Annotated in this window: 21 protein-coding genes; 14 read left to right on the top strand and 7 right to left on the bottom strand. The window is 69.1% G+C overall.

Annotated features, from left to right (window positions below):
* Window positions 1–26 precede the first annotated feature (26 nt).
* The 7 genes from ACS5PN_RS24225 to ACS5PN_RS24195 are packed head-to-tail and all read left to right on the top strand — an operon-like array spanning window position 27 to window position 4,896.
* Window positions 27–1,448, top strand: coding sequence for an amidohydrolase family protein (locus ACS5PN_RS24225; protein ID WP_439466592.1), 1,422 nt, complete (start codon window positions 27–29; stop codon window positions 1,446–1,448).
* Window positions 1,445–2,014 carry an NIF family HAD-type phosphatase gene (locus ACS5PN_RS24220; protein ID WP_439466591.1) on the top strand — a complete coding sequence of 190 codons (570 nt, stop codon included), beginning with the start codon at window positions 1,445–1,447 and terminating at the stop codon, window positions 2,012–2,014. The genes ACS5PN_RS24225 and ACS5PN_RS24220 overlap by 4 nt, the downstream gene beginning before the upstream one ends.
* A 46-nt stretch (window positions 2,015–2,060) precedes the next feature.
* Window positions 2,061–2,432, top strand: a complete 372-nt coding sequence (locus ACS5PN_RS24215; RefSeq protein ID WP_439466590.1) for a c-type cytochrome — start codon at window positions 2,061–2,063, stop codon at window positions 2,430–2,432.
* A gap of 55 nt (window positions 2,433–2,487) precedes the next feature.
* Window positions 2,488–3,360, top strand: a complete 873-nt coding sequence (locus ACS5PN_RS24210) for a metallophosphoesterase family protein (RefSeq protein ID WP_439466589.1) — start codon at window positions 2,488–2,490, stop codon at window positions 3,358–3,360.
* A complete protein-coding gene (locus tag ACS5PN_RS24205) occupies window positions 3,357–3,704 on the top strand; it encodes a cupredoxin domain-containing protein (RefSeq protein ID WP_439466588.1) in 348 nt (115 codons plus the stop codon). Before ACS5PN_RS24210 ends, ACS5PN_RS24205 begins: the two co-directional genes overlap by 4 nt.
* Window positions 3,701–4,231 carry a sigma-70 family RNA polymerase sigma factor gene (locus ACS5PN_RS24200; RefSeq protein WP_439466587.1) on the top strand — a complete coding sequence of 177 codons (531 nt, stop codon included), beginning with the start codon at window positions 3,701–3,703 and terminating at the stop codon, window positions 4,229–4,231. The genes ACS5PN_RS24205 and ACS5PN_RS24200 overlap by 4 nt, the downstream gene beginning before the upstream one ends.
* On the top strand, window positions 4,231–4,896 hold the full coding sequence (locus tag ACS5PN_RS24195) for an anti-sigma factor family protein (RefSeq protein WP_439466586.1): 666 nt from the start codon (window positions 4,231–4,233) through the stop codon (window positions 4,894–4,896). The genes ACS5PN_RS24200 and ACS5PN_RS24195 overlap by 1 nt, the downstream gene beginning before the upstream one ends.
* On the opposite strand, the gene ACS5PN_RS24190 is transcribed toward ACS5PN_RS24195, so the two are convergent.
* The 3 genes from ACS5PN_RS24190 to ACS5PN_RS24180 are packed head-to-tail and all read right to left on the bottom strand — an operon-like array spanning window position 4,893 to window position 7,214.
* Window positions 4,893–5,786 carry a hypothetical protein gene (locus ACS5PN_RS24190; protein ID WP_439466585.1) on the bottom strand — a complete coding sequence of 298 codons (894 nt, stop codon included), beginning with the start codon at window positions 5,784–5,786 and terminating at the stop codon, window positions 4,893–4,895. The two genes, ACS5PN_RS24195 and ACS5PN_RS24190, sit on opposite strands and share 4 nt — an antisense overlap.
* Before the next feature lie 4 nt (window positions 5,787–5,790).
* A complete protein-coding gene (locus ACS5PN_RS24185) occupies window positions 5,791–6,381 on the bottom strand; it encodes a hypothetical protein (protein WP_439466584.1) in 591 nt (196 codons plus the stop codon).
* Window positions 6,382–6,401: 20 nt separating this feature from the next.
* On the bottom strand, window positions 6,402–7,214 hold the full coding sequence (locus ACS5PN_RS24180; RefSeq protein ID WP_439466583.1) for a DUF429 domain-containing protein: 813 nt from the start codon (window positions 7,212–7,214) through the stop codon (window positions 6,402–6,404).
* 37 nt (window positions 7,215–7,251) lie between these two features.
* On the opposite strand from ACS5PN_RS24180, the gene ACS5PN_RS24175 reads away from it, so the two are divergent.
* Entirely contained in the window at window positions 7,252–8,958 is a 1,707-nt protein-coding gene (locus ACS5PN_RS24175) for a diguanylate cyclase (RefSeq protein WP_439466582.1), read from the top strand.
* A 243-nt stretch (window positions 8,959–9,201) separates the two neighbouring features.
* On the opposite strand, the gene ACS5PN_RS24170 is transcribed toward ACS5PN_RS24175, so the two are convergent.
* From ACS5PN_RS24170 to ACS5PN_RS24160, 3 genes are all read right to left on the bottom strand, one after another.
* Window positions 9,202–10,545 (bottom strand): type II toxin-antitoxin system HipA family toxin, encoded by a 1,344-nt coding sequence (locus ACS5PN_RS24170; protein ID WP_439466581.1) that lies wholly within the window; start codon window positions 10,543–10,545, stop codon window positions 9,202–9,204.
* A complete protein-coding gene (locus ACS5PN_RS24165; protein WP_439466580.1) occupies window positions 10,542–10,841 on the bottom strand; it encodes a helix-turn-helix transcriptional regulator in 300 nt (99 codons plus the stop codon). Before ACS5PN_RS24165 ends, ACS5PN_RS24170 begins: the two co-directional genes overlap by 4 nt.
* 537 nt (window positions 10,842–11,378) lie before the next feature.
* Entirely contained in the window at window positions 11,379–12,302 is a 924-nt protein-coding gene (locus ACS5PN_RS24160; protein WP_439466579.1) for a LysR family transcriptional regulator, read from the bottom strand.
* A gap of 102 nt (window positions 12,303–12,404) precedes the next feature.
* On the opposite strand from ACS5PN_RS24160, the gene ACS5PN_RS24155 reads away from it, so the two are divergent.
* Window positions 12,405–13,067: an NAD(P)-dependent oxidoreductase gene (locus ACS5PN_RS24155; protein ID WP_439466578.1), complete on the top strand. Its 663-nt coding sequence runs from the start codon at window positions 12,405–12,407 to the stop codon at window positions 13,065–13,067.
* 176 nt (window positions 13,068–13,243) lie between these two features.
* Complete coding sequence (locus ACS5PN_RS24150; RefSeq protein ID WP_439466577.1) at window positions 13,244–14,275, top strand: asparaginase; 1,032 nt, start codon at window positions 13,244–13,246, stop codon at window positions 14,273–14,275.
* An 11-nt stretch (window positions 14,276–14,286) separates the two neighbouring features.
* On the opposite strand, the gene ACS5PN_RS24145 is transcribed toward ACS5PN_RS24150, so the two are convergent.
* Window positions 14,287–14,769, bottom strand: coding sequence for a hypothetical protein (locus ACS5PN_RS24145; RefSeq protein WP_439466576.1), 483 nt, complete (start codon window positions 14,767–14,769; stop codon window positions 14,287–14,289).
* Window positions 14,770–14,997: 228 nt separating this feature from the next.
* On the opposite strand from ACS5PN_RS24145, the gene ACS5PN_RS24140 reads away from it, so the two are divergent.
* From ACS5PN_RS24140 to ACS5PN_RS24125, 4 genes are read left to right on the top strand one after another with little or no spacing between them, the layout of a single operon-like run.
* The gene (locus ACS5PN_RS24140) at window positions 14,998–15,639 is read left to right on the top strand and encodes a TetR/AcrR family transcriptional regulator (RefSeq protein WP_439466575.1); all 642 of its coding nucleotides are present in this window, start codon (window positions 14,998–15,000) and stop codon (window positions 15,637–15,639) included.
* Window positions 15,636–17,081 (top strand): efflux transporter outer membrane subunit, encoded by a 1,446-nt coding sequence (locus tag ACS5PN_RS24135; protein WP_439466574.1) that lies wholly within the window; start codon window positions 15,636–15,638, stop codon window positions 17,079–17,081. Before ACS5PN_RS24140 ends, ACS5PN_RS24135 begins: the two co-directional genes overlap by 4 nt.
* A 5-nt stretch (window positions 17,082–17,086) precedes the next feature.
* Window positions 17,087–18,187: an efflux RND transporter periplasmic adaptor subunit gene (locus tag ACS5PN_RS24130; RefSeq protein WP_439466573.1), complete on the top strand. Its 1,101-nt coding sequence runs from the start codon at window positions 17,087–17,089 to the stop codon at window positions 18,185–18,187.
* 12 nt (window positions 18,188–18,199) lie between these two features.
* Entirely contained in the window at window positions 18,200–21,292 is a 3,093-nt protein-coding gene (locus ACS5PN_RS24125; protein WP_439466572.1) for an efflux RND transporter permease subunit, read from the top strand.
* Window positions 21,293–21,377: the final 85 nt, after the last annotated feature.

Below are 21,377 nucleotides of genomic sequence, written 5' to 3'. Positions count from 1 at the left end.
GCGGTGCGCGTGCGAGGATGGCTCGCATGAAGAAGACGCCCAGCCTGCTGCTCGCCACCCTCGTCTCCACGGTCGCTGTGGCGCAGACAACGCCGCCCAGCGACGTCGAGCGCTATACCCTCTTCCAGGCGCCCGTCACGCTGCTGCGCAACGCCCAGCTCTACGACGGCACGGGCGCCGCGCCGCGCGAGCACATGAGCGTGCTGATCCGCGATGGCCGCATCGCGGACGTGAAGCCGGATGCCGAGCTGAAAGCGCCGGCCGGCGCGCTGGTCAAGGACCTCAACGGCGGCGCCCTGATGCCTGGCTTCGTGCTGCTGCACGAACACATGTTCTACCCGACCGAGCGCGGCAGCTACGGCGCCTTCTTCCAGAGCTTCCCGCTGCTCTATCTGGCCGGCGGCGTGACGACCATGCGCACGGCCGGCAGCATGAGCCCCTACGCCGACCTCAACACCTGGAAGGACATCCGTGACGGCAAGGCACCCGGCCCCGACCTCGATGTGACGGCGCCCTTCCTGAACGGCATCCAGGCCTTCGTCGCCCAGGTGCCCCGCCTGGTCGACGCGGCCGACGCCGTGCGCCAGGTCGGCTACTGGGCCGACGTCGGCGCGACCTCGTACAAGGGCTATATGCATCTGACGCAGGAGCAGCTGGCGGCAATAGTCAAGGCGGCGCACGAGCGCAAGGCCAAGGTCACGGCCCATCTGTGCGCCGTGACCTATGCCGAAGCCACGGCCATGGGCATCGACAACCTGGAGCATGGCTTCTTCGCGTCCACGGACTTTGTCGACGGCAAGCAGCCGGACGTCTGCCCCAGCGGCGACGCCGCGCCCAAGTCCCTCGACGCCCTCGCCGTCGACGACCCGCGCATGGCCGCGCTGCAAAAGCAGATGATCGACAAGAAGGTGGCCCTGACCTCGACGCTGACCATCTTCGAGACCTTCTCCTACGGCCGCCCCATGGCCCCGGCCGCGGCGCTGGATCTCCTGATGCCGCAGCTGCGCGAGCAGTACGTGCTGCGCTACACCGCCATCCAACGCGGCGGGCCCAACCCACATGGCCGCATCTTTCCGAAGAACATGGTCTGGGAGAAGCGCTTCCACGACGCTGGCGGCCTGCTGGTCGCGGGGACCGACCCGACCGGCTATGGCGGCGTCATCCCGGGCTATTCGTCGCTGCGCCAGTTCGAGCTGTTGCGCGAGGCCGGCTTCGACGCGGCGACGACCGTCAAGGTCATGACGTCCAATGGCGCCACCTATCTGGGCCGCACCGCCGACATCGGCCGCATCGCCCCGGGCCTGCGCGCCGACCTCGTCGCCTTTGCTGCGCCGCTGGATGCGGCCAAGCCAGCCTTGCCTGAAGTGGCCTGGACGATGAAGGCCGGAAGGGCCTGGGACCGGGCCAAGATCCTGAATGCGTGGAAGGGGCAGGTGGGCTTGCGTTGACCCAGGCTGCACCGCACCGCAAGCTCCTCATCCTGGACCTGGACGAGACGCTGATCCACGCGACCGAGCAAGCGCTGGACCGCGAGGCCGACTTCCAGTTCGGGCCCTATTTCGTCTATCGCCGCCCCTACCTCGACGAGTTCATCCAACGGGTCGCCCGGCATTTCGACCTGGCCGTGTGGACCGCGTCCGGCGAGGTCTATGCACGGATCGTCGTGCAGAAGATCTTCCCGCCCGGACTGTTGCGCTTCGTCTGGGCGAGCCGGCGCTGCACCACGGCCATCGATCCGTACACGGGTGGCTACAAGACGATCAAGAACCTCAGCAAGGTCAAGCGTCAGGGTTTCGACCTCGCCTCCGTTGTCGCCGTCGACGACACGCCGTCAAAGTACAGCCGCAGCTACGGCAACCTGGTCCGGGTCGATGAGTTCGTTGGTGATCCAGCCGACCAGGAACTGCGCTGGCTGGCCGAATACCTGCCGACCCTGGCCCCGGTCGCCAACATCCGCAAGATCGAGAAACGTGGCTGGCGCAAGGCGATCGAGGGGCAGGTGGCATCGGAATAAACCGGGGCACGGCCGGGTATGGACCTCCACCACCCGGAGAGACTCCATGCTCAAGACCGCTATCGGCCTGCTGTTCCTGACCCAGTTCATCCCCAGCGCCCACGCCGCCGACCCTGTCCGCGGCCAGGCCCTCTACCAGGCCCGCTGCGCCGCCTGCCACTCCGTGGACTTCAATGGCGTCGGCCCCGCGCACCGCGGCGTGTTCGGGCGCCTGGCCGGCACGGCCAAGGGCTTCGCGAACTACTCGGCCGCGCTGAAGCGCTCCGGCCTCACCTGGACCGAGGCCAACCTCGACCGCTGGCTGGCCGACCCGGAGGCCCTGGTGCCGGGCCAGGCCATGGGCGTCAACCTGTCCGACGCCGGCGAGCGCGCCGACGTGATCGCCTTTTTGCGTACCCTCGCAAAAAACAAGGAATAAACCGAAGCGACGGCGGGTATCGCATGAGGTCACCACTTCCACGCGAGCGAATGCCATGCAGCGACGCGACTTCCTCCACCTCGCCGGCCTGGGCGGCGGCGCCATCTTCTCGGGTGCCCTGACCGGCTGCGCCACCGCCGGCAAGCCGTCGGACGAGTTCTATTTCGTTCAGCTTTCCGACACCCACTGGGGTTTCCAGGGCGCGCCCAACCCCGACGCGCGCGGCACCCTGCCCAAGGCGATCGCGGCCGTCAACGCCTTGCCCAAGCCGCCGGATTTCGTCGTCTTCACCGGCGACCTGACCCACACCACCGACGACCCCGCCGAGCGCCGCCGCCGCATGGCCGAGTTCAAGCAGATCGTCGGCGAACTCAAGGTCAAGACCGTGCGCTTCATGCCCGGCGAGCACGATGCCTCGCTGGACCGTGGCGCGGCCTTCAAGGAGATGTTCGGGGAGACCTACTACCGCTTCGATCACAAGGGCTTGCACTTCATGGCCCTGGACAACGTGTCCGACCGCGGCACGACGCTGGGCGCCGAACAGCTCGCCTGGATGCAGGCCGAACTCGCCAAGCTGGACCCGAACGCGCCCCTTGTCGTGCTGGCCCATCGCCCGCTGTTCCCGCTGGTGCCCAAGTGGGACTGGCACACGCGCGACGGCGACCAGGCCCTGGCCCTGCTGATGCCGCACAAGAGCGTGACTGTCTTCTACGGCCACATCCACCAGGAGCACCACCAGATGACGGGCCATATCGCCCACCACTCGGCGCGCTCGCTGATCTTCCCGCTGCCCGCTCCCGGCACGGCCGAGAAGCCGACCGCCCTGCCCTGGGACCCCGCCGCGCCCTACCGCGGCCTGGGCTGGCGCGAGGTGGACGTCGAAGGCGCCAAGGCCGAGCGCATCGAGCATGGCGTGGGCACCGCATGAAGCGCCGCCACCTGCTGTTGATCGGCGCGGCCGGCGCCGGCGTGGCCTTCACGGCCGCCCGCGCCCAGGCCCCGCGCGAGATCGAGATCACGGCCCAGCGCTTCAAGTTCACGCCGGCCGAGATCCCGCTGAAGGCCGGCGAGCCCGTCGTGCTGCTGATACGCTCCCTGGACTTCGCGCACGGCTTCTTCGTGCCCGACCTGGACCTGCGCACCGACCTCATGCCCGGCCGCGTCACCCGCCTCGCCCTCACGCCCAAAGCCCCCGGGCGACTCGCCTTCCTGTGCGACAACTTCTGCGGCGACGGCCATGAAGGCATGGACGGGCATTTCACAGTGACATGACCGACGCCCGCCGCTTCGAGGCCGCCGTGCTGCCGCTGCTCGACGCCGCCCACAACCTGGCACGCTGGCTGCTGCGCGATGCGGCCGCCGCCGAGGACGCGGTGCAGGAGGCCGCATTGCGCGCCTTCCGCTATTTCGGCTCGCTGCGCGCGAACGAGGATGCCAAGCCCTGGTTCCTCGGCATCGTGCGCAACGCCTGCTTCACGGCCCTGGCCCGCGAGCGCGGCCGCTCCGATGTGACGCTGCTGGACGAAGACGCCTGGGACCAGCTCGAGGCCCGCTCGCCCAGCCCCATGCCCGACCCGCTGACGGCATTGGGGGCCCAGCGTGAGCGCACGCTGGTCGACGCCGCACTGCGAGCCCTCAGCCCGCCGATGCGCGAGGTCATCGTGCTGCGTGAACTCGAAGGCCTGGATTACCGTGACATCGCGCAGATCGCCGGCATTCCCATCGGCACCGTGATGTCGCGGCTGTCCCGTGCCCGTGCTCAACTCAAGCGCCAGCTCAGCCTGGCAGGCCTGCCCTGATGAACGACGACGATCTCTCCCGCCTGCTGCAGCAGCACGCCAGCCGCCATCCGGCGGACGAGGCCCTGCGCGCCCGGGTGCGCACGCAGATGACGCTGCAGGCGGCCGCCCAGGAAGCACCGCCGGCAAAACCGCGCTGGCGCGAGCGCCTCGCCAGCCTCGTGCGCATCCACCCGGCCTTCGCGGGTGCCGGTGGCCTGGCCCTGGGCGTGCTGCTGACGATGCTGATGCTGCGGGCCCCCGAAGGCCAGCTGCCCGACGATCTCGTCGCCGCCCATGTGCGCGCCCTGCAGGTCGGCCCGCTGTTTGAGGTCGCGTCCAGCGACCGCCACACCGTCAAGCCCTGGTTCCAGGGCCGGCTGGACTACGCGCCCACGGTGCTCGTCGAGCCGCTGCACGAGCAGGGTTTCGTCCTGCTAGGTGGCCGCGTACAGGCCGTCCAGGGGCGGCCAACCGCGGCCCTGGCCTACCAGGTCAGGCTGCACAAGATCGACCTCTACCAATGGCCGGTGGACCGCAGCGTCGCCGAAGAGAAGCTGCAGCGCCGCGGCTTCAATCTCGTGCACTGGAGCGACGGGGCCATGCAGTACTGGGCCGTGTCGGACGTCGACGTTACGGAGCTGGAACGCTTTGCCGCGGCCTGGCGCGCGGCGGCGGCGCACTAGCGACCTTCGATGGCGCGCCGCATCGCTGCCCCCGGCGCTGTGTCGTCGAAGCTCACGTTGTCGCCACGGACCACCACGCCCAGTTCCCGCCACAGCGCATCAAGATCCACCGCCATGGCCGTGTCCTTCGCGTCGCGATAGAGATCGCTCAGCACCGTCTGGCCGACGGCGGCATCGGCCACGGCCAACAGCCGCGTCACGCTCCAGTCCTGCCCGTAATGCCCGCCCGCGGCCTGCACCCCCTGCAAGGCCTGGCGCAGCCCCGAGCGGCCACCGCTGGCGCGCAACATGCGCACGTCGGCCTGCAGGCAGAAGATGGCGCCGCCCCAGTAGAGGCGGCCCCAGCTGCGCGTGCCGTCCAGGCCCGCGTCGCCGCGAGCGGGCTGGCCTTGCGGCATGCCTCTTGCCAGCTCGCCCCAGAGTTGCGTGAAAGGCGTGATGCCGGCGCGCGCCCGCGCCACCGTCTCGACATAAGTGGCCAGGCCTTCGTGGAGCCAGTTGTGGGCGCGCGGCAGATTGGGCACGCTCAGATGCACGAGCTCGTGCACCAGCACCCAGTCGTCCAGGAAGCGTGCGGCCGAGGTCTGCCGTCCCACACGCATGCCGACAAAGGGAGCGGGATCGACGTCCGTCCAACCGCCGCTGACGCCTTCACCCGGCGCCGCCCGCAGGCGCAACTCGATGCGCGGCTGCGGCTGGCGGCCAAAATACCCCACCAGGGCTGCGACGCTGCGTGTGACCCAGACATCGATCTCGCGCCGCGTGTCGGCGGGAAAGTCGCCGTCCAGCTTAAGCACCACTTCGCCCGAGGGCAGGCGCAGGGCATCCGCTCGCGCCGGCCAGGGCAGCAGTCCGAACAGCGCGCTCGCGCAGACCTGGCGTCGCTTCATGGCGTCAAAGGTGATGGGCCTTGACGATACGCCCCACCTTCTCAGGGTCGCGCAGCACTTCGCGGTAGAGCCAGCGGTAGTGGTCGTGGGCGAAGAACTCCATGACGGCCCGGGCGCGCAGCTCGCCCATCAGGCGCTGGTCGGCGCGGTACTCGGTGTAGATGATGATCAGGTGGTCGTAGTTGACCTCGGCACTGTCCGAGCCCTCGGGGTAGCCGGTGGGAATGCGCGGATACAGCTTCTTCAGCTCGCGCACGGCGGCGGCATGCTCGGCCGGATGCTCGTCCAGCATGCGATGCGTCTGCTCATGAACAAAGGTCGACAGCAGCAGGTCGTCGTCCTTCAGATGGCGCGCATGCAGGGTCAGCACAGGGTGGCTGTGCGGGATCTCTTCCTCGTCGATGACGATGTCGCGCGTGTGCACCCAGCGCGAGACGTCGTAGCTCTGCAGCAGGCGTTCGAGTTGGGCCTGGGTCTGGCGCTCGCGTTCGCTGTCGTGGGCGAGCTTGATGGTGAGGCCGACATCGGCCGCCGATGCGGGCTTCATCAGCGCCAGCGGCAGCAGGGCGGTCAGCAGGAGTCGGTGGATTTTCATGGCGCCGGATGATGCCGTGCTCAGGCGCTGACGATCCATCCCTCGAGCGGATCGACAGCCTGCGGCCAGCCATGGCGTGGCTGTGTCGCGGCCCAGGCGGCCTGCACCATGGCGAGCACGGCGTCCAGGCGGTCGCCGCTTGCATCGGCCACCAGCTCGTCGCGCTGGGCATGGCTGAGCTTGAGTCGCAAGCCCAGGCGCGTGCGGCCCTGCTCCAGCGCATCGACGATGTCCTTGCGCGCAATCAAGCGCTCCGGCGTCTGCGCCGCCTTGGTGTCGCTCTTGTAGGAACGGCGGCCAATCAGCTCGCGGGCCAGCAGGCCCGGATAGGCCTCCAGCGCGATGCGGCCGGTGTCGCCATCCAGATGACCCGGCAGATGCACGCCCGCCGCAATCAGCCGCGGCACGCCGGCGTGCAGCATCCAGGCCACCGGCGGGTTGACCCATTTCATGCTCGGGCTGGCACCGGCCGGCCCGTCGCAGGCGCGGTGGGCGAACTTGGAGCCGGCCGGCCGCGCATCGCAGAAGGCGGCAAAACGCTGGCGGATGTCCTCGCGGCTCAGGCTGGCGTAATGCGCCATCAGGGCCGCATAGTCGGTCGGCCAGCCGAGATGCTCGACCAGCTCGCGCGGCAGGCCGAAAGGCAGGTCGAAGCCGGCCACCCAGGGTCCGGGCGTTTGCAGCCACTCCGAGAAGGCTTCCAGGCTGTGTAGCGCTACCAATCCCGTCAGGCGCACGACAGTCCCGTGGCGCTGGCCCGCAGCAATGCAAATTGGCTTGGCGCGGCGAGGCGCACTCGTGAAGTCGACCCCGAAAACAGCGATGTCCGTCATGGCCGGCATTCTGGGCCTAGGCAGAATCGACCGATTCATGCCAGCGCTGCTCGAACTCCCCGCCCGGCCAGCTGAAGACCACGGTTTCGACACCGTCGTCTTCGATGCTGCCTTTGCCGCCGCACGCCAGCGCGCGGCCGCCGGGGGCTACCAGGCGTCCAGTGAGGCCCTGGAGCAATTGCTGCTGGGCTGCCCGCCGACCGAGCTGCGCCGGCGCGCCCAGACGCTGGCCCTGCTGGCCCACCAATACCCGCGTGTCGGCAAGCTCACCGCGAGCGCACGCTGTTCGACCGAAGCCCTGGCCCTGGCCGAGCGTCTCCACGATGACGGCCTGCTGGCCGATGCGCTGACCAGCCAGTGCTATGTCTTCGGCCAGTTGCTGATGGGTCGCGAGGCCCTCGAATCGGGCATGAAGGCCCTGGCCGCCGCACGCCGTGCCGCCGACCCCGTGCGCGAAGCCTGGGCGCTGAACCGCGTCGGCATCGCCTACGCCAGCCTGGAGAACCCCGTGCAGGCCTGCGCTTCGGCCGGCCAGGCGCTGGAGATCGCGGCCCGCACCGACTGCGCCGAGGTGCTGTTCTCCTGCCACAACAACCTGGCCTATTTCTGGCTGCGCCGTGTCGAGGAAGCCCAGACCCTGGGCGATGCCAACGCGCTGGCGGATGCCATCGCGAGCGCCCTGCGCACGGCCGAACAGGCCACCGTGCTGGCGCGCCAGTCGGGCAGCCCCTTCCAGGTGGCGGTGGCCGTGTCCAACCGCGTCAATGCGCTGCTGGCCGGCGGCCTGCTGGACGAAGCCCTTCCGCTGCTCAACGAGTTCGGCCACCTGGCCCATGACCATGGCTATCGCACCTTGGCCATCGAAGCCGATGCCCAGCGTGCCGTCTTCTTGCGCCTGAAGGGCGAGCCGGTGCAGGCCGCCAACATCCTCGAGGCCCTGCTGCATGCCGCTGCCGAGCCGCCGCCCAAGCTGCGCCGCCTGCTGATCCGCTCGCTGTACGAAACCCACAAGGCCTGCGGCCAGTTCCGTGAGGCCCTGGGCTGGCTGGAAGAACTCGTCGGCCTGGACCGCCAGATCACGCGCGACAACCTGGTGCTGCAGACCGAGGTCATCCTGATCCGCGACCAGGTCGAGCAGGCCCAGGCGCGCGCCGACAGCGCCGCCGCCGACGCCCGCCGCGAGCGCGCCCGCGCAGCGCATCTCGAGACCGAGCAAGCACGTTTGCGCGAACACGCCATGGCCCTGGACCGCGCCGCTCACGAGGACGTGCTGACCGGCCTGCACAACCGCCGCCACGCCGAGTTCGCCCTGCCCCTGCTCGTCGAGGGCGCGCGCATGGCCAACCAGGTCATCAGCGTCGCGGCCCTGGATGTCGACCATTTCAAGAAGATCAACGACAGCCACGGCCACGCCGTGGGCGACGCCGTGCTGCAGCAGCTCGCCCAGCTGCTGCGCCACCGCCTGCGCAGCGCCGACCTGATGGCCCGCATCGGCGGCGAGGAGTTCCTGGCCGTGCTGGTGGGTATCGCGCCCCAGCAGGCCGCCGAGATCTGCGAACGCCTGCGCCTGGCCGTCGTCGAACACGACTGGGCGGCCATCACGCCCGGCCTGCTGGTGCGCATCAGCGTCGGCATCTCCGGCGGCGCGCCGCAGCAGCACCAGGGCGACAGCCTGCTCCACCGCGCAGACCAGGCGCTGTATGCGGCCAAGCGGGGTGGGCGCAATCGGGTGCACGTGGACTGAAGCCATCCGGCGCCAACAGTCAGGGCGGCTCTCCGAAGGCAGGGGTTGTTGGTTAGATCCCAACCGGGCACGCCAGATGGATCAACGACTTACGCCACCTTCGGGCGCGGGAGACGGGTACAGGTGCCTGCGTACGGATATGACGGGAATACGAAGTGGTCCAAAGTGGGCCAAACGTAATCCCGAAACGCGTACGACTACGCTCTGGGCCGGCTCAAATCAGGCCCTGGGATCTGACGCTACTCAGCGTCGATGGCGAACTCGGCGATCGAGTTCACCTGGCGGGGGCCGACGCGATTTGGGCGCTGCCCGCACGGGAGTGACGGGCGTATTCGCGGCGTTCTCGCGGTACTCTCGATGCGCTGAAAACGCGGCCGCAGTGACCGCGATGTCTGCGCCCGAGATCCCGGCCTTGCGCGCAAGATCTGCCCACCCGTCGACCGCGCTGGCCACGTCCTCAACAATGGCAGCACCGCGGTCCGTTGTGAGGCCATAGAACTCGGCCGTCGTCAGCACCGTGGCCAGACTCGGCCGGTTGTCCGAGTCGTCAATGCTCAGCACATGCTCGGCCTTGTCGATGTTTGGATTGACGTCGAAAGCGGGGGAAAGCCGCCAGCCTTCCTTGCCGAGCAGGAAGCCATGGTTTCGGAGGTGATCGTCACGATTGCCAACCGCGACGTTGAAGGCGACCCGGCGGAAGAGTTGCTCCAGGTCGCTGGCCACGTGCGCCGGATCTCCGACCGTCCTCAGGAACTGGGCCAATTCCAGGTAGCTGACGCCCTCGCTCTGGTCTCGGCGCAGCAGCGTCATGGCGGAGGCGTAGAAGCGCCGCTTGCCTTCGGCGCGATCGAATCTTTGGACGCAGAAGGTGTGGAACTCGTTGTTCAGTCGGACCACCTTGGCGGGCGGAACATCGATTCCAGACTTGTCGGCCATCGTGTGGATCACCGCTTCCCAGGCACCGATGTCGCGGTCATCGTCGCGAGATGGGAACTTGCCGATCCACAGCGCGCCATCCTGCTCCGAGAAGTTTGCCTTGGGCCGGGCACCGCCCAACGACGCGCCCGGCGCTACGAGCACCGCGAGCCAGCGGCGCAGTGCGTCCAAGTCGTCGATACGCTTACTCGTCAGAAGCGTCGCAACGGACTCCAGCTCGCGCAGGCTCGTCACCGGTGGCGCCGCCATCTTCTCGTCACCAAGAAATTCGTCGGTGCCTTCGATTCGGAACCGCAGTGCACCCTGCCGAGTGAAGTCCTGGACACCGATGAGGAAGTCCCATGCGTACAGCGTTCGAGGTTTCTCATTGGCATCTTTTGCCTGAAGTGCCTCGCGCCTCTTCATCAGCGTCTGGCCCCAACGGTCCGGCGACGAGTCCAGGAAGATGCCGAAGTTCCCGGCCTCTGGCTTCGGGAAGAAGGGTTGTTCATCCAGGGAGAGGTCCGGATCAACCATGAACGCCTTCGCGTCCCTGATCCACGCCTTGTCGTAACTGAAGCGAACCTGACCCCGGTCATGGGAAAGCGTGCCGACGCGGCGCATCTCGTCCAGGTCGCTGTCGAGCCAAACCTCCAGATCCGAACCGCTCATTTCGCGCTCCCACGCTTGATGGCGGCGGCAGTACGTCCGGACTTCGGCGGGGAATCCATCTGGAGATCCTGCAGCTTCCTCCCGACCTGATCGTCGGCTGCCACCCTGTCGATGTCCTTGTCCAACCCGAGTACCGCAAGCACTCGCAGATACGTGCCTAGCGTCGCGCCGGGATCTCCAGCTTCGACGTTGTACAGCGAGGTACGGGAAATGCCGGCTCGCTGCGCCACCGTGGTGGTGGTCAGCTTGCGGCGCAACCGGGCAAGACGCACGCGCTCGCCCAGCGCAGCGAGCATGCGCTGCTCCTGGGGAAATATGACGGGAGGTTTGCTGGGCATTGGTTCGGCCGGAATGGACGAAACGTTCACCATTATGGACATAAAGAGAGGTCTTTGTCCAAAATGGTGATACAACCAGGCTGTATCAAAGAGGAACGCCTTCGAGGCCAGCGCTCCGGACTGCCTCAAAGTTTCGCAGTTTCTGTCAGAGCCATGCCTCGGTGGCGGCGCACTGAAGCATCCCGACCCAGCCCGTGGTCCGCGAGAGCCCTCTTCACCAAGCTGGCATCGCGGCCCAGTTGATCCCCTGTAAGGATGTAGATGCCATGCCCCGGGGCGCTCGAACCAGCCATCCTGCGCAAGCCTTGACACCTGCTTGGCGGCCAATCCACGCGCCTTTAGCCATGTGGTCGGCATGGGCGAACCTCGCGGCACCTCCGGCAGCAGTTGGCGGAATGAAAAGGATTGCGAAGTTCCCCTTTCCGGAGGGTTTCATGGATTTTTCTATTCCGGCGCTCGTCCCACTGAGCAGAGCAACGGTCAGCAGGCCGAGACCTAGGTCGCCAGCCCTGGCAGCGTCGCGAAGTAACGCTTCAACGCCTCCACCGCCACCCTCACCTTGGCCGGCTCACCTTCGCGCCGCTGCGACACGGCAGCCACCGGTAGCGGCGTGATGCGCCATTGCGGCAGCAAGTGCACGAGCGTGCCACGCTGCAACTGAGCCAGCACGTCGGCGTAGCCCAGCCGGGCAAGCCCCAAGCCCTGCTCACACATCTGCTGCAAGGCCATGTGGTTGTTGCTGGCGACGCGCACGGGTAGCTGCACGCGCTGGCTTTCGCCGCCGGCGCCATGCAGCAGCAGGGCGATGGTCGGCGCGGCATCGCCGCCGTCCTGGGTCTCGCGGGCCCAGGCGATCCAGTCGAAGCCAGGCAGGTCGGCCGGCGTGGCCGGCAGGCCGTGGCGCTCGACGTAGGCCGGCGCTGCGCACAGGATCATCTCGATCTCGCACAGCGGCCGCGCGATCCAGTTGGAGTCGGCCAGCTGGCCGACGCGCACCGCGATGTCGATGCGCTCATCGATGAGGTCGATCATGGCGTCGTCCACCAGCAGGCGCAGCCTCAGGCCCGGCGCCTGGGCCAGCACCGGCGCCAGGGCCTGGGCGATGTGGGCGGCAAAGCCGACGGGCGCTGCCACGCGCAGTTCGCCGCTGGGCGCATCGCGCGCATGAACCAGCGACTCCGCCGCCGCGCGCGCCGCCTCGACCAGGCGCAGGCAATGCGGATAGCAGCGCTTACCGGCCTCGGTTAGCGTCAGCTTGCGCGTCGAGCGGTGCAGCAGCGTGACGCCCATCTGGCGCTCCAGCGATCGCAGCGTCTGGCTGACGGCCGAGGCGCTCATGCCCAGACGCCGCCCGGCCGCACTCATGGAGCCGGCCGCCACGGTCTCGGCAAAGACGGCATAGGGCTTGAGTTCGTCCATCTTTAAGCATCGCTTCAAGGTGTTGTCGATTTTGACCGTCTTATCGCCATATCGTGAAGCCCATATCGTTCATTCATCGTTTTGAACCCCTAGGAGAACTCCATGAACATCGCCCTCATCGGCGCCACCGGTTTTGTCGGCAGCGCCGTCCTCGCCGAACTGCTGCAACGTGGCCACCGGGTCACCGCGCTGGTGCGCGACCCGGCCAAGCTGCAGGCCCGCGCCGGGCTGACTGCCATCGCCACGGACGCCTACGACGCCAGCGCCGTGGCAGCCGCGGTGCGCGGCCACGACGCGGTCGTGTCGGCCTTCAACCCGGGCTGGAACGAGACCGAGCTTTACGACAAGTTCCTGCGCGGCGCCACGGCCATCACCCAGGGCGTCGAGGCCAGCGGCGTCAAGCGGCTGCTGGTCGTCGGCGGCGCCGGCAGCCTCTTTGTGGCGCCCGGTGTGCAGCTGGTCGACACCCCCGAGTTCGCCGGCCATGTACCGCCCAACATCGTCCCGGGCGCCCGCGCCGCGCGTGACCACCTGACAACCCTGCGCGGCAACACGGCGCTGGACTGGACCTTCCTGAGCCCGCCGGCCCTGCTGGCTCCGGGCCAGCGCACCGGCGGCTACCGTAGCGGCGGCGAACAGCTGCTGATGGCGGGCGACGCCCCCGCCGGCATCTCGGTGGCCGACCTGGCCGTGGCCATCGCCGACGAGATCGAGCAGCCCCGCCATCTGCGCGCCCGCTTCACCGTCGCTGCACTCGCTGCGTAGGGCTTGGCCGACGACAGCACGCGGCTTCTCTCACCTGTGCAGCCGTCGCCACTCGACTAAATTGAAGTGTCGCGAGCCGGAGTTGCAGCTGAAGAGTTGCTCTACAGGCGCTGACCGACACCGGGGCCCGATGCCTGAGCGCATCGGGCCTTTTCTTCTTCATGGATGATGGCGGCATGAACCCCGTCCTCATCGAAGTCCTGCGCGGCAGCGCCGTCGAATCCCGCCACGCCGGCGCCCTGGCCATCGTCGATGCCTCGGGCGCCGTGCACACGGCCCTGGGCGATATCGACCGGCCCATCTTTCCGCGCTCGGCCGTTAAATTGCTGCAGGCCTTGCCGCTGGTGGCGACTGGTGCGGCCGAGAGCTTCGGCCTGAACGACGCCGAGCTGGCCCTGGCCTGCGCCTCGCACAGCGGCGAACCCGAGCATGTGGCCACGGCCGCGGGAGTGCTTGCCAAGCTGGCACTCGATGCAGACGCCCTGGAATGCGGCACGCAATGGCCCAGCCGCGACCCGGTGCTGCGCGGCATGGTGGCGCGCGGCGAACTCGCCACGCCACTGCACAACAACTGCTCGGGCAAGCACAGCGGCTTTGTCTGCGTGGCCTGTCTGATGGCGCGCAACGCCGGCGCCGAGCCGGCAGAGTTCGCACGCGGCTACGTGGCGGCGGAACACCCCGTCATGCGCGAGGTGTCGGCATCCTTGTCGGCAACAACGGGCATGGACGTCGAGCGAGCGCCTCGCGGTACCGACGGCTGCTCCATTCCGACCTTCGCCCTACCCCTGCGTTCACTGGCGCTCGCGTTTGCGCGTTGCGGCACCGGACACGGCTTGTCGGACGGCAATGCCCGCGCGGCGCGCAGGCTGCGCCAGGCAGCCGCCATCGCGCCCTTCATGGTGGGCGGCACGGACCGCTTCGACACCCGCGTCATGCAGGCCTACGGCGAACGCGTTTTCTGCAAGATCGGCGCCGAGGGCGTCTATTGCGCAGCCCTGCCGGAACTCGGCCTCGGCATCGCGCTGAAGATCGACGACGGTGCCGTGCGCGCGGCTGAAGCGGCGTTCGCAGCCGTCACCCAAGCCCTGCTGAGGACCGAGGACGAGCTGCTACACAGCTACAGCCACTTGCAATTGCGCAACTGGCGCGGCATCGACGTCGGCTCACTGCGGCCGGCACAAGCGCTCAATCAAGCGCTCGCGCCCTAGCCGCTCCCGCCTCAGTGGCGGTCGGGGCGCGGCGCCAGGGCCTGGTCGGCGTTGCTGCTGCTGGTTGTGGTGTTGGTCGTGGTGGTCGTTGCCGTGCTCGAAGCCGTCGTATCGCTGGGATAGGCCGGTGTGCTGGGCTGCTGCGTCTGGGCCGGCATGGCCGGCGCCGCGCTGACATCCGTCGCGGGCGGCGACGCGGGCGTGGCTTCGCTGATCGTGGTGGGCTGCGGCTCGATGCTCGCCACCGGCGCAGCCGGGGCAGGCGTCTCGGCCGGCATGGCCACCGTCGTCGTATCCACCGGGTTGGGCTGGCTGGTCGTGTCCAGCGGATTCGTCGGCGTGGCCTGGGCCAGCGTGGGGGTGGTGTCCGCGTCGCGCGACAGGCCGGCGGTTTCTTCGCTGGTGCGCGTGGAAGCGCAGCCGGCGATGCCGATCACCAGGGTGGCGGTCGCCACGGCAACGGCCGTCGACAAGGGGTTGAATTTCCTGCTCATGATGAACTCTCCAGAGTTGATGAAGCGGTTCACGCCACCATCGCCTGGCAGCGCCTTGCGGCCGACGCCGCCCTTGCAGGCCGGCAAAGACCGTTCCCGTGCCGGAAGCACCCCCTGCCGGCAGCTCCGATCTGAGCCCTTGCGTCGCCCGCCGTCAGTCGCGAGGCGATAAGAAACGATACAAAACGCGACCAAGCAAGCGCTTGGTTGGCTTTACAGTGCGCCCCCATGCGTGCTGAAAAGCCTTCTTCCACCGCCCCCCTGCCACCGCGCGAGCGCCTGCTTCAGGAGGCCATGCGCCTGTTCGGCGAACGCGGCGTCGACGCCGTGACGACGCGCGAGATCTGCGCCGCCGCCGGCGTCAACCCGGGCGCCATCCACTACCACTTCAGCGACAAGGACGGCCTCTACCGCGAGGTGCTGCGCCTGCCGGTCGTCGACCTGCAGCAGCGGCTCGCCGGCTTCGACGACCCGGCCTTGAGCCTGCACGAGTCCATCCTCCGCTTCCTGCAGCCCTTTTTGTTCGACGACGGCGCCTGCAGCGCCCAGTTGTTCTTCCGCGAGATGCAGGCGCCCAGCCCCATCTTCATGGAGACGGTGGCCCAGGAAGTCGGGCCCATCTTCGACCGCTTCGCCCGCCTGCTGGCCCAGCACGCCGGCCTGGCCGAGCCCACGGCCGCCATCCACCAGCTCGCCATGGGCCTGCAGGCCATGGCCCACGACTACTCCATGACCCGGCCCATGCTGGACGCCTTCCACCCCGAACTGCTGGCCGACGACCCCCTGCTCGAGCAGACCTGCAAGCGCCTGGCCGACTGGGGCTGCGCCCTCGTCGCCTACGAGCGTGCCCAACACGCCAAGACCCCATGAACCGACGCCTCCTTTTCGCCGCGCCGCTGCTGGCCCTGCTGACCGCCTGCATGACGGCGCCACCCGCTGCGCCGCCCACGCCCGCCGCCATCCCCGCCGCCTGGCGCTCGCCCCTGCCTCACGGCGGCAGCACGGCCGCCTTGACGCAGTGGTGGCAGAGCTTCGAAGACCCCCTGCTCGCCCGCCTCATCGCGCGGGCGGAAAGCCAGAGCCCGACGCTGGAACAGGCGGCCGCGCGCCGCAGGCAGGCGGAGGCCGGCGCCGCCCAGGCCCGAGCGGGGCTGATGCCGCAGGGCGGCATCGGTGCCCAGGTCCAGCGCGGCCGCGCGCTGAACGGGGTGGCCGGGGACAGCACCCAGGCCAGCGCGCAATTCAGCGCCAGCTGGGAGATCGATCTCTTCGGCGGCCAGCGCGCCGCCGCACTGGCCGCCGCCGCCCAGGCCAACGCCGCGACGGCCGACTGGCACGCCGCCCGCGTCAGCCTGGCGGCCGATGTCGCCCAGGCCTATGTGCAACTGCGCCTGGCCCAGGCCCACGAAGAGTCGGCCGAGCTCGACACGCGCTTCGCCGAGCAGATCGCCGGCTGGGGCCGCCTGCAGCAGCAGGCCGGCCTCATGAGCGCCAGCGACGCCGCCTTGTTGAACACCGAGCGCGCCGCGGCCTCCGCCGGCCGCAGCCAGTGGCGAGCCGAAGCCCAGATCGCGCTGCAGACCCTGGCCGTGCTGTGCGCCGAGCGGGCCGACACGCTGGCCGCCGAGTTGGCGCCGCCCGAGATCGCCACCCAAGGCTTCGAGCTGCGCCGCACCCAGCCGCGGGCACCGGGCTTCGACGTCAGCGCCCTGCCCGCCCAATTGCTGGCCCAGCGCCCCGACCTCGCCGCCGCTCATCAGCGCTGGCTGGCCGCCGTGCAGCAGCAGCGCAGCGTCGATGCCCAGCGCTACCCGCAGCTCAGCCTCGCCGCCATGGCCGGTGAATCGCAGCTGCGCGTGGGCGGCAAGAACAGCCACGGCTCGATGTGGTCCTTCGGCCCCAGCCTGACCCTGCCGCTGTTCGACGGCGGCGCCCTGGTGGCCGCTGGCGATGCGGCCAAGGCGGCGTCCGAGGAAGCCGCAGCCGCGCTGCAGGCCCAATGGCTGGTGGCCACGAGCGAGGTGGAAGAGTCGCTGCAACGCGTGACCGCCGGCGCCGAGCGCGAACGCGAGGTGGACGCCGTCAAGCGCGAGTGGGAAGGCATCGCCCTGCGCTCCTACTCCCAGGCCCAGGCCGGCCTGCAGAGCGGTGTGCAGCGCAACACCACCTTCCGCAACGCCCTGGCCGCCTACGACGCCGTGCTCAGCGTGCGCGCCGAACACGCCCTGGCCTGGATCCGCCTCTATCGCAGCCTCGGCGGCGGCTGGACCGCCGACGCCCTCACGAACACGAACACCGCCTCCGCGCGCTGAACGCCATGAAGATCCGCATTCCCTACGCCACCGCCGTCACCGCCGCCCTGACCGTCGCCCTCGCGGCCGCTTTCGTGGCTGCCCTGTCCAGCCCCGCTTTTGCTGCCGACGCAGCCGCCAGCGCAGCTCCCAAGCCGGCCCTGACCGTCAAGCGCGTGCTGCCCCAGGCGGGCACCTGGGCCCAGACCCTGTCGGGCACCGGCTCCATCGCCGCCTGGCAGGAAGCCATCATCGGCGCCGAGATCGGCGGCCAGCGCCTGGCCAGCCTCGAGGTCGACGTGGGTGACCGCGTCAAGAAGGGCCAGTTGCTGGCCCGCCTGAGCCCCGGCACGCTGGAGGCCGACCTCGCCGCCAGCAAGGCCGCGCTGCTCGAAGCGGAAGCCTCGGCCCGCGAAGCCCACCAGACCGCCGAACGCGTCAAGACGCTGCAGGGCAGCGAGGCCCTGTCGCCCCAGGCCATCGACCAGGCCCTGGCCGCCGACAGCGCCGCCCAGGCCCGTGTCGAAGCCGCCAAGGCCCGCGTGCAGGCTGACCAGTTGCGCCTGTCCTACACCCGCATCACCGCACCGGACGACGGCGTCATCAGCGCCCGCGTCGCCACTCCGGGCGCCCTGGTCCAGCCGGGCCAGGAGCTGTTCCGCCTGCAGCGTCAGGGCCGCCTGGAATGGCGGGCCGAGGTGCCGGGTGCCGAGCTCGCCCAGCTCAAGGTCGGCCAGACCGTGCGTGTGCAGCCCAGCGGCGCGCCGGCCCTGGAAGGCCGCATCCGTCGCGTCGCGCCGCAGATCGACGCCCAGACCCGCAACGGCCTCGTCTATGTTGACCTGAAGGCCGGTGAGGCCCTGCGCGCCGGCCTGTTCGCCCGCGGCGACTTCGTGCTCGGCGAGAGCAGCGCCCTGACCCTGCCGCAGACGGCCGTGCTGCTGCGTGACGGCTTCAGCTATGTCTTCCGCATCGACGGCACGAAGGTGCGCGAGCAGAAGGTGCAGGTCGGCCGCCGCGAGGGCAACCGCGTCGAGGTGAAGTCGGGCCTGGCTGCCGGCGTCGCCGTCGTCGAGTCCGGCGTCGGTTTCCTGGTGGACGGCGACACGGTCCGCGTGGCGCAGTAAGGAGACGCCACCATGTTCAACGTCTCCCGCTGGTCCATCGCCAACCCGGTGCCGGCCATCATGCTCTTCATCATGCTGACGGCGGCCGGGCTCTACGGCTTCAAGCAGATGAAGGTCCAGCAGTTCCCCGACATCGAACTGCCCACCATCGTCATCAGCGCCTCCCTGCCCGGCGCCGCGCCTGCGCAGATGGAAACCGAGGTCGCCCGCAAGATCGAGAACTCGGTCGCCACGGCCACCGGCGTCAAGCACATCTACACCAAGGTGCAGGACGGCATCGCGACCGTCACCGTCGAGTACCGCCTGGAGAAGCCACTGCAGGAGGCCCTGGACGACACCCGCGACGCCGTCGCCAAGGTGCGCGCCGACCTGCCCGCCGACCTGCGCGACCCGGTCATCACCAAGATGAACCTGTCGGGCATGCCCATCCTGACCTACACGGTCTCAAGCAACCGCATGGACGACGAGGCCCTGTCCTGGTTCGTCGACAACCAGGTCGCCAAACGCATGCTGGCCGTGCGCGGCGTGGGCTCGGTGGCCCGCGTCGGTGGCGTCAGCCGCGAGCTGCGCGTCGAGATCGACCCGGCCCGCCTGCTGGCCCTGCGCGTCAGCGCGGCCGATGTGTCGCGCCAGCTCAAGCAGGTGCAGCAGGAAGCCCCCGGCGGCCGCGCGACGCTGGGCGGCGCCGAGCAGTCGCTGCGCACCATCGCCACCGTGCAGACGGCGGACGAACTGGCGGCGATGAGCATCCCGCTGTCCGACGGTCGGCACATCCGCCTGGACCAGGTCGCGACCGTCAGCGACACGCTGGCCGAACGCCGCGCCGGTGCCTTCCTGAACGGCAAGGCCGTCGTGGGCTTCGAGATCGTGCGCGCCAAGGGCGCCGGCGAGGTGGACGTGGCCGAGCGCATCCGCGCTGCGCTGGAAGAGCTCAAGGCCGCCCATCCCGACATCACGGTCACCGAGGCCTTCAACTTCGTCGACCCCGTCATCGAGAACTACGACGGCAGCATGAAGCTGCTGCTGGAAGGCGCGGCCCTGGCCGTGCTGGTCGTGTTCCTGTTCCTGCGCGACTGGCGTGCCACCTTCGTCAGCGCCGTGGCCCTGCCGCTGTCGGCGATTCCGGCCTTCCTCGTCATGTACTGGATGGGCTTCACGCTGAACGTCGTGACGCTGCTGTCGCTGTCCCTCGTCATCGGCGTGCTGGTGGACGACGCCATCGTCGAGATCGAGAACATCATGCGCCACCTGACGATGGGCAAGACGCCGCTGGAAGCCGCCCGCGAGGCCGCCGACGAGATCGGCCTGGCCGTCATCGCCACGACCTTCACGCTGATCGCCGTCTTCCTGCCCACCGCCTTCATGAGCGGCGTGGTCGGCAAGTTCTTCGTGCAGTTCGGCTGGACGGCCTCCATCGCCGTGTTCTTCTCCCTCGTCGTCGCCCGCATGCTGACGCCGATGATGGCCGCCTACATCCTGAAGGCGCCCAAGAAGCAGCACAAGGAACCGTTCTGGATGCCCACCTACATGAAGGCCGCGCGCTGGGCCTTCACGCACAAGGGCAAGACCCTGGCCATCACCGCGGTCTTCGCCGTGGCCGCCTGCACGCCGCTGTTCATGGGCAAGATCCCCGGCGCCTTCATCCCGCCGGACGACCTCAGCCAGACCCAGATCAGCATCGAGCTGCCGCCCGGCAGCACCTACGCGCAGACGGCGGCCATCGCCGAGCAGGCACGCGCCGTGGCGGCTGCCCACAAGCAGGTCAAGCTGGTCTACACCGCGGTGGGCGGTGGCAGCGCCGGCGGCGACCCCTTCGCCATGGGTGGCGCGGCCGAGGCTCGCAAGGCCACATTGACGCTGAACCTGACGCCGCGTCATGAACGCCGCGGCATCAGCAAGCAGCAGATCGAACGCGAACTGCGCGAGAAGCTGGAGAACATCGCCGGCGCCCGCCTCAAGGTGACCTTCGGCGGCTCCAACGACAAATACCAGCTCGTGCTGGCCGGCGAGGACGGCGACGTCCTGGCGGCCCATGCGGCCAAGGTCGAGAAGGAGCTGCGCGGCCTGCACGGCATCGGCCAGGTGACGAGCAGCTCCAGCCTGCAGCGCCCCGAACTCATCGTGCGCCCCGACGCAGCGCGTGCGGCCGACCAGGGCGTGTCCACCGTGGCGATTGCCGACACGCTGCGCATCGCGACGGCCGGCGACTACGACCAGTTCCTGCCCAAGCTCAACCTGTCGCAGCGCCAGGTGCCCATCGTCGTGCGCCTGCCCGACGCGGCCCGCGCCGACCTGGCCCTGCTCGGCCAGCTGACCGTGCCCGGCAGCCGCGGCCCGGTGCCGCTGCAGCAGGTGGCGGACCTGACGGTGACCAGCGGCCCGGCCCAGATCGACCGCTTCGACCGCCTGCGCAACGTCAACTTCGAGATCGAGCTGAACGGCATGCCGCTGAGCGAGGTGCAGGCGGCCGCCGCGGCCCTGCCCAGCATCGCCAACCTGCCGCCGGGCGTGACCAAGGCCGAGATCGGCGACGCCGAGGCCTTTGCCGAACTGGGCCAGGGCTTTGCACTGGCCATGGGCACGGGGGTCGCCTGCATCTACATCGTGCTGGTGCTGCTCTTCCATGCCTGGATCCAGCCGGTGACCATCCTGGGCGCCCTGGTGCTGTCCATCCCGGGCGCCATCCTGGCCCTGTTCGTGACGGGCACCGACCTCAGCATGCCGGCCATGATCGGCATGATCATGCTGATGGGCATCGCGACCAAGAACTCCATCCTGCTGGTGGAGTACGCCATCGTCGCCCAGCGCGAGCAGGGGCTGAGCCGTCTGGATGCGCTGCTGGATGCCTGCCACAAGCGCGCCCGCCCCATCGTCATGACGACCCTGGCCATGGGCGCTGGCATGATGCCCATCGCCCTGGGCTTCGGCACAGACCCGAGCTTCCGCGCCCCGATGGCCATCGTCGTCATCGGCGGGCTGATCACGTCGACCTTCCTGAGCCTGCTGGTGATCCCGGTGCTCTACGAAGTGGTCGATGACGCCATCCAGCGCTTCAGCCGCAAGAAGAAGGCAAGGCCGGAGGGCGAGGAGATGGTGTCGGCCTGAACTGACTCCAAAGCTTCGGCAGAGGGGCTCGACCTGAGAAGGCCGGGCCTTTTCTTTTCATCCGACGCGAAGCGGCAGGCGGGCG

Origin of the sequence: Roseateles sp. NT4 (assembly GCF_051857475.1) — a bacterium.
Taxonomy (GTDB): domain Bacteria; phylum Pseudomonadota; class Gammaproteobacteria; order Burkholderiales; family Burkholderiaceae_C; genus Pelomonas.
The sequence above is the reverse complement of the archived record's forward strand: the minus strand, read 5'-3'. Positions and strand labels throughout refer to the sequence as shown.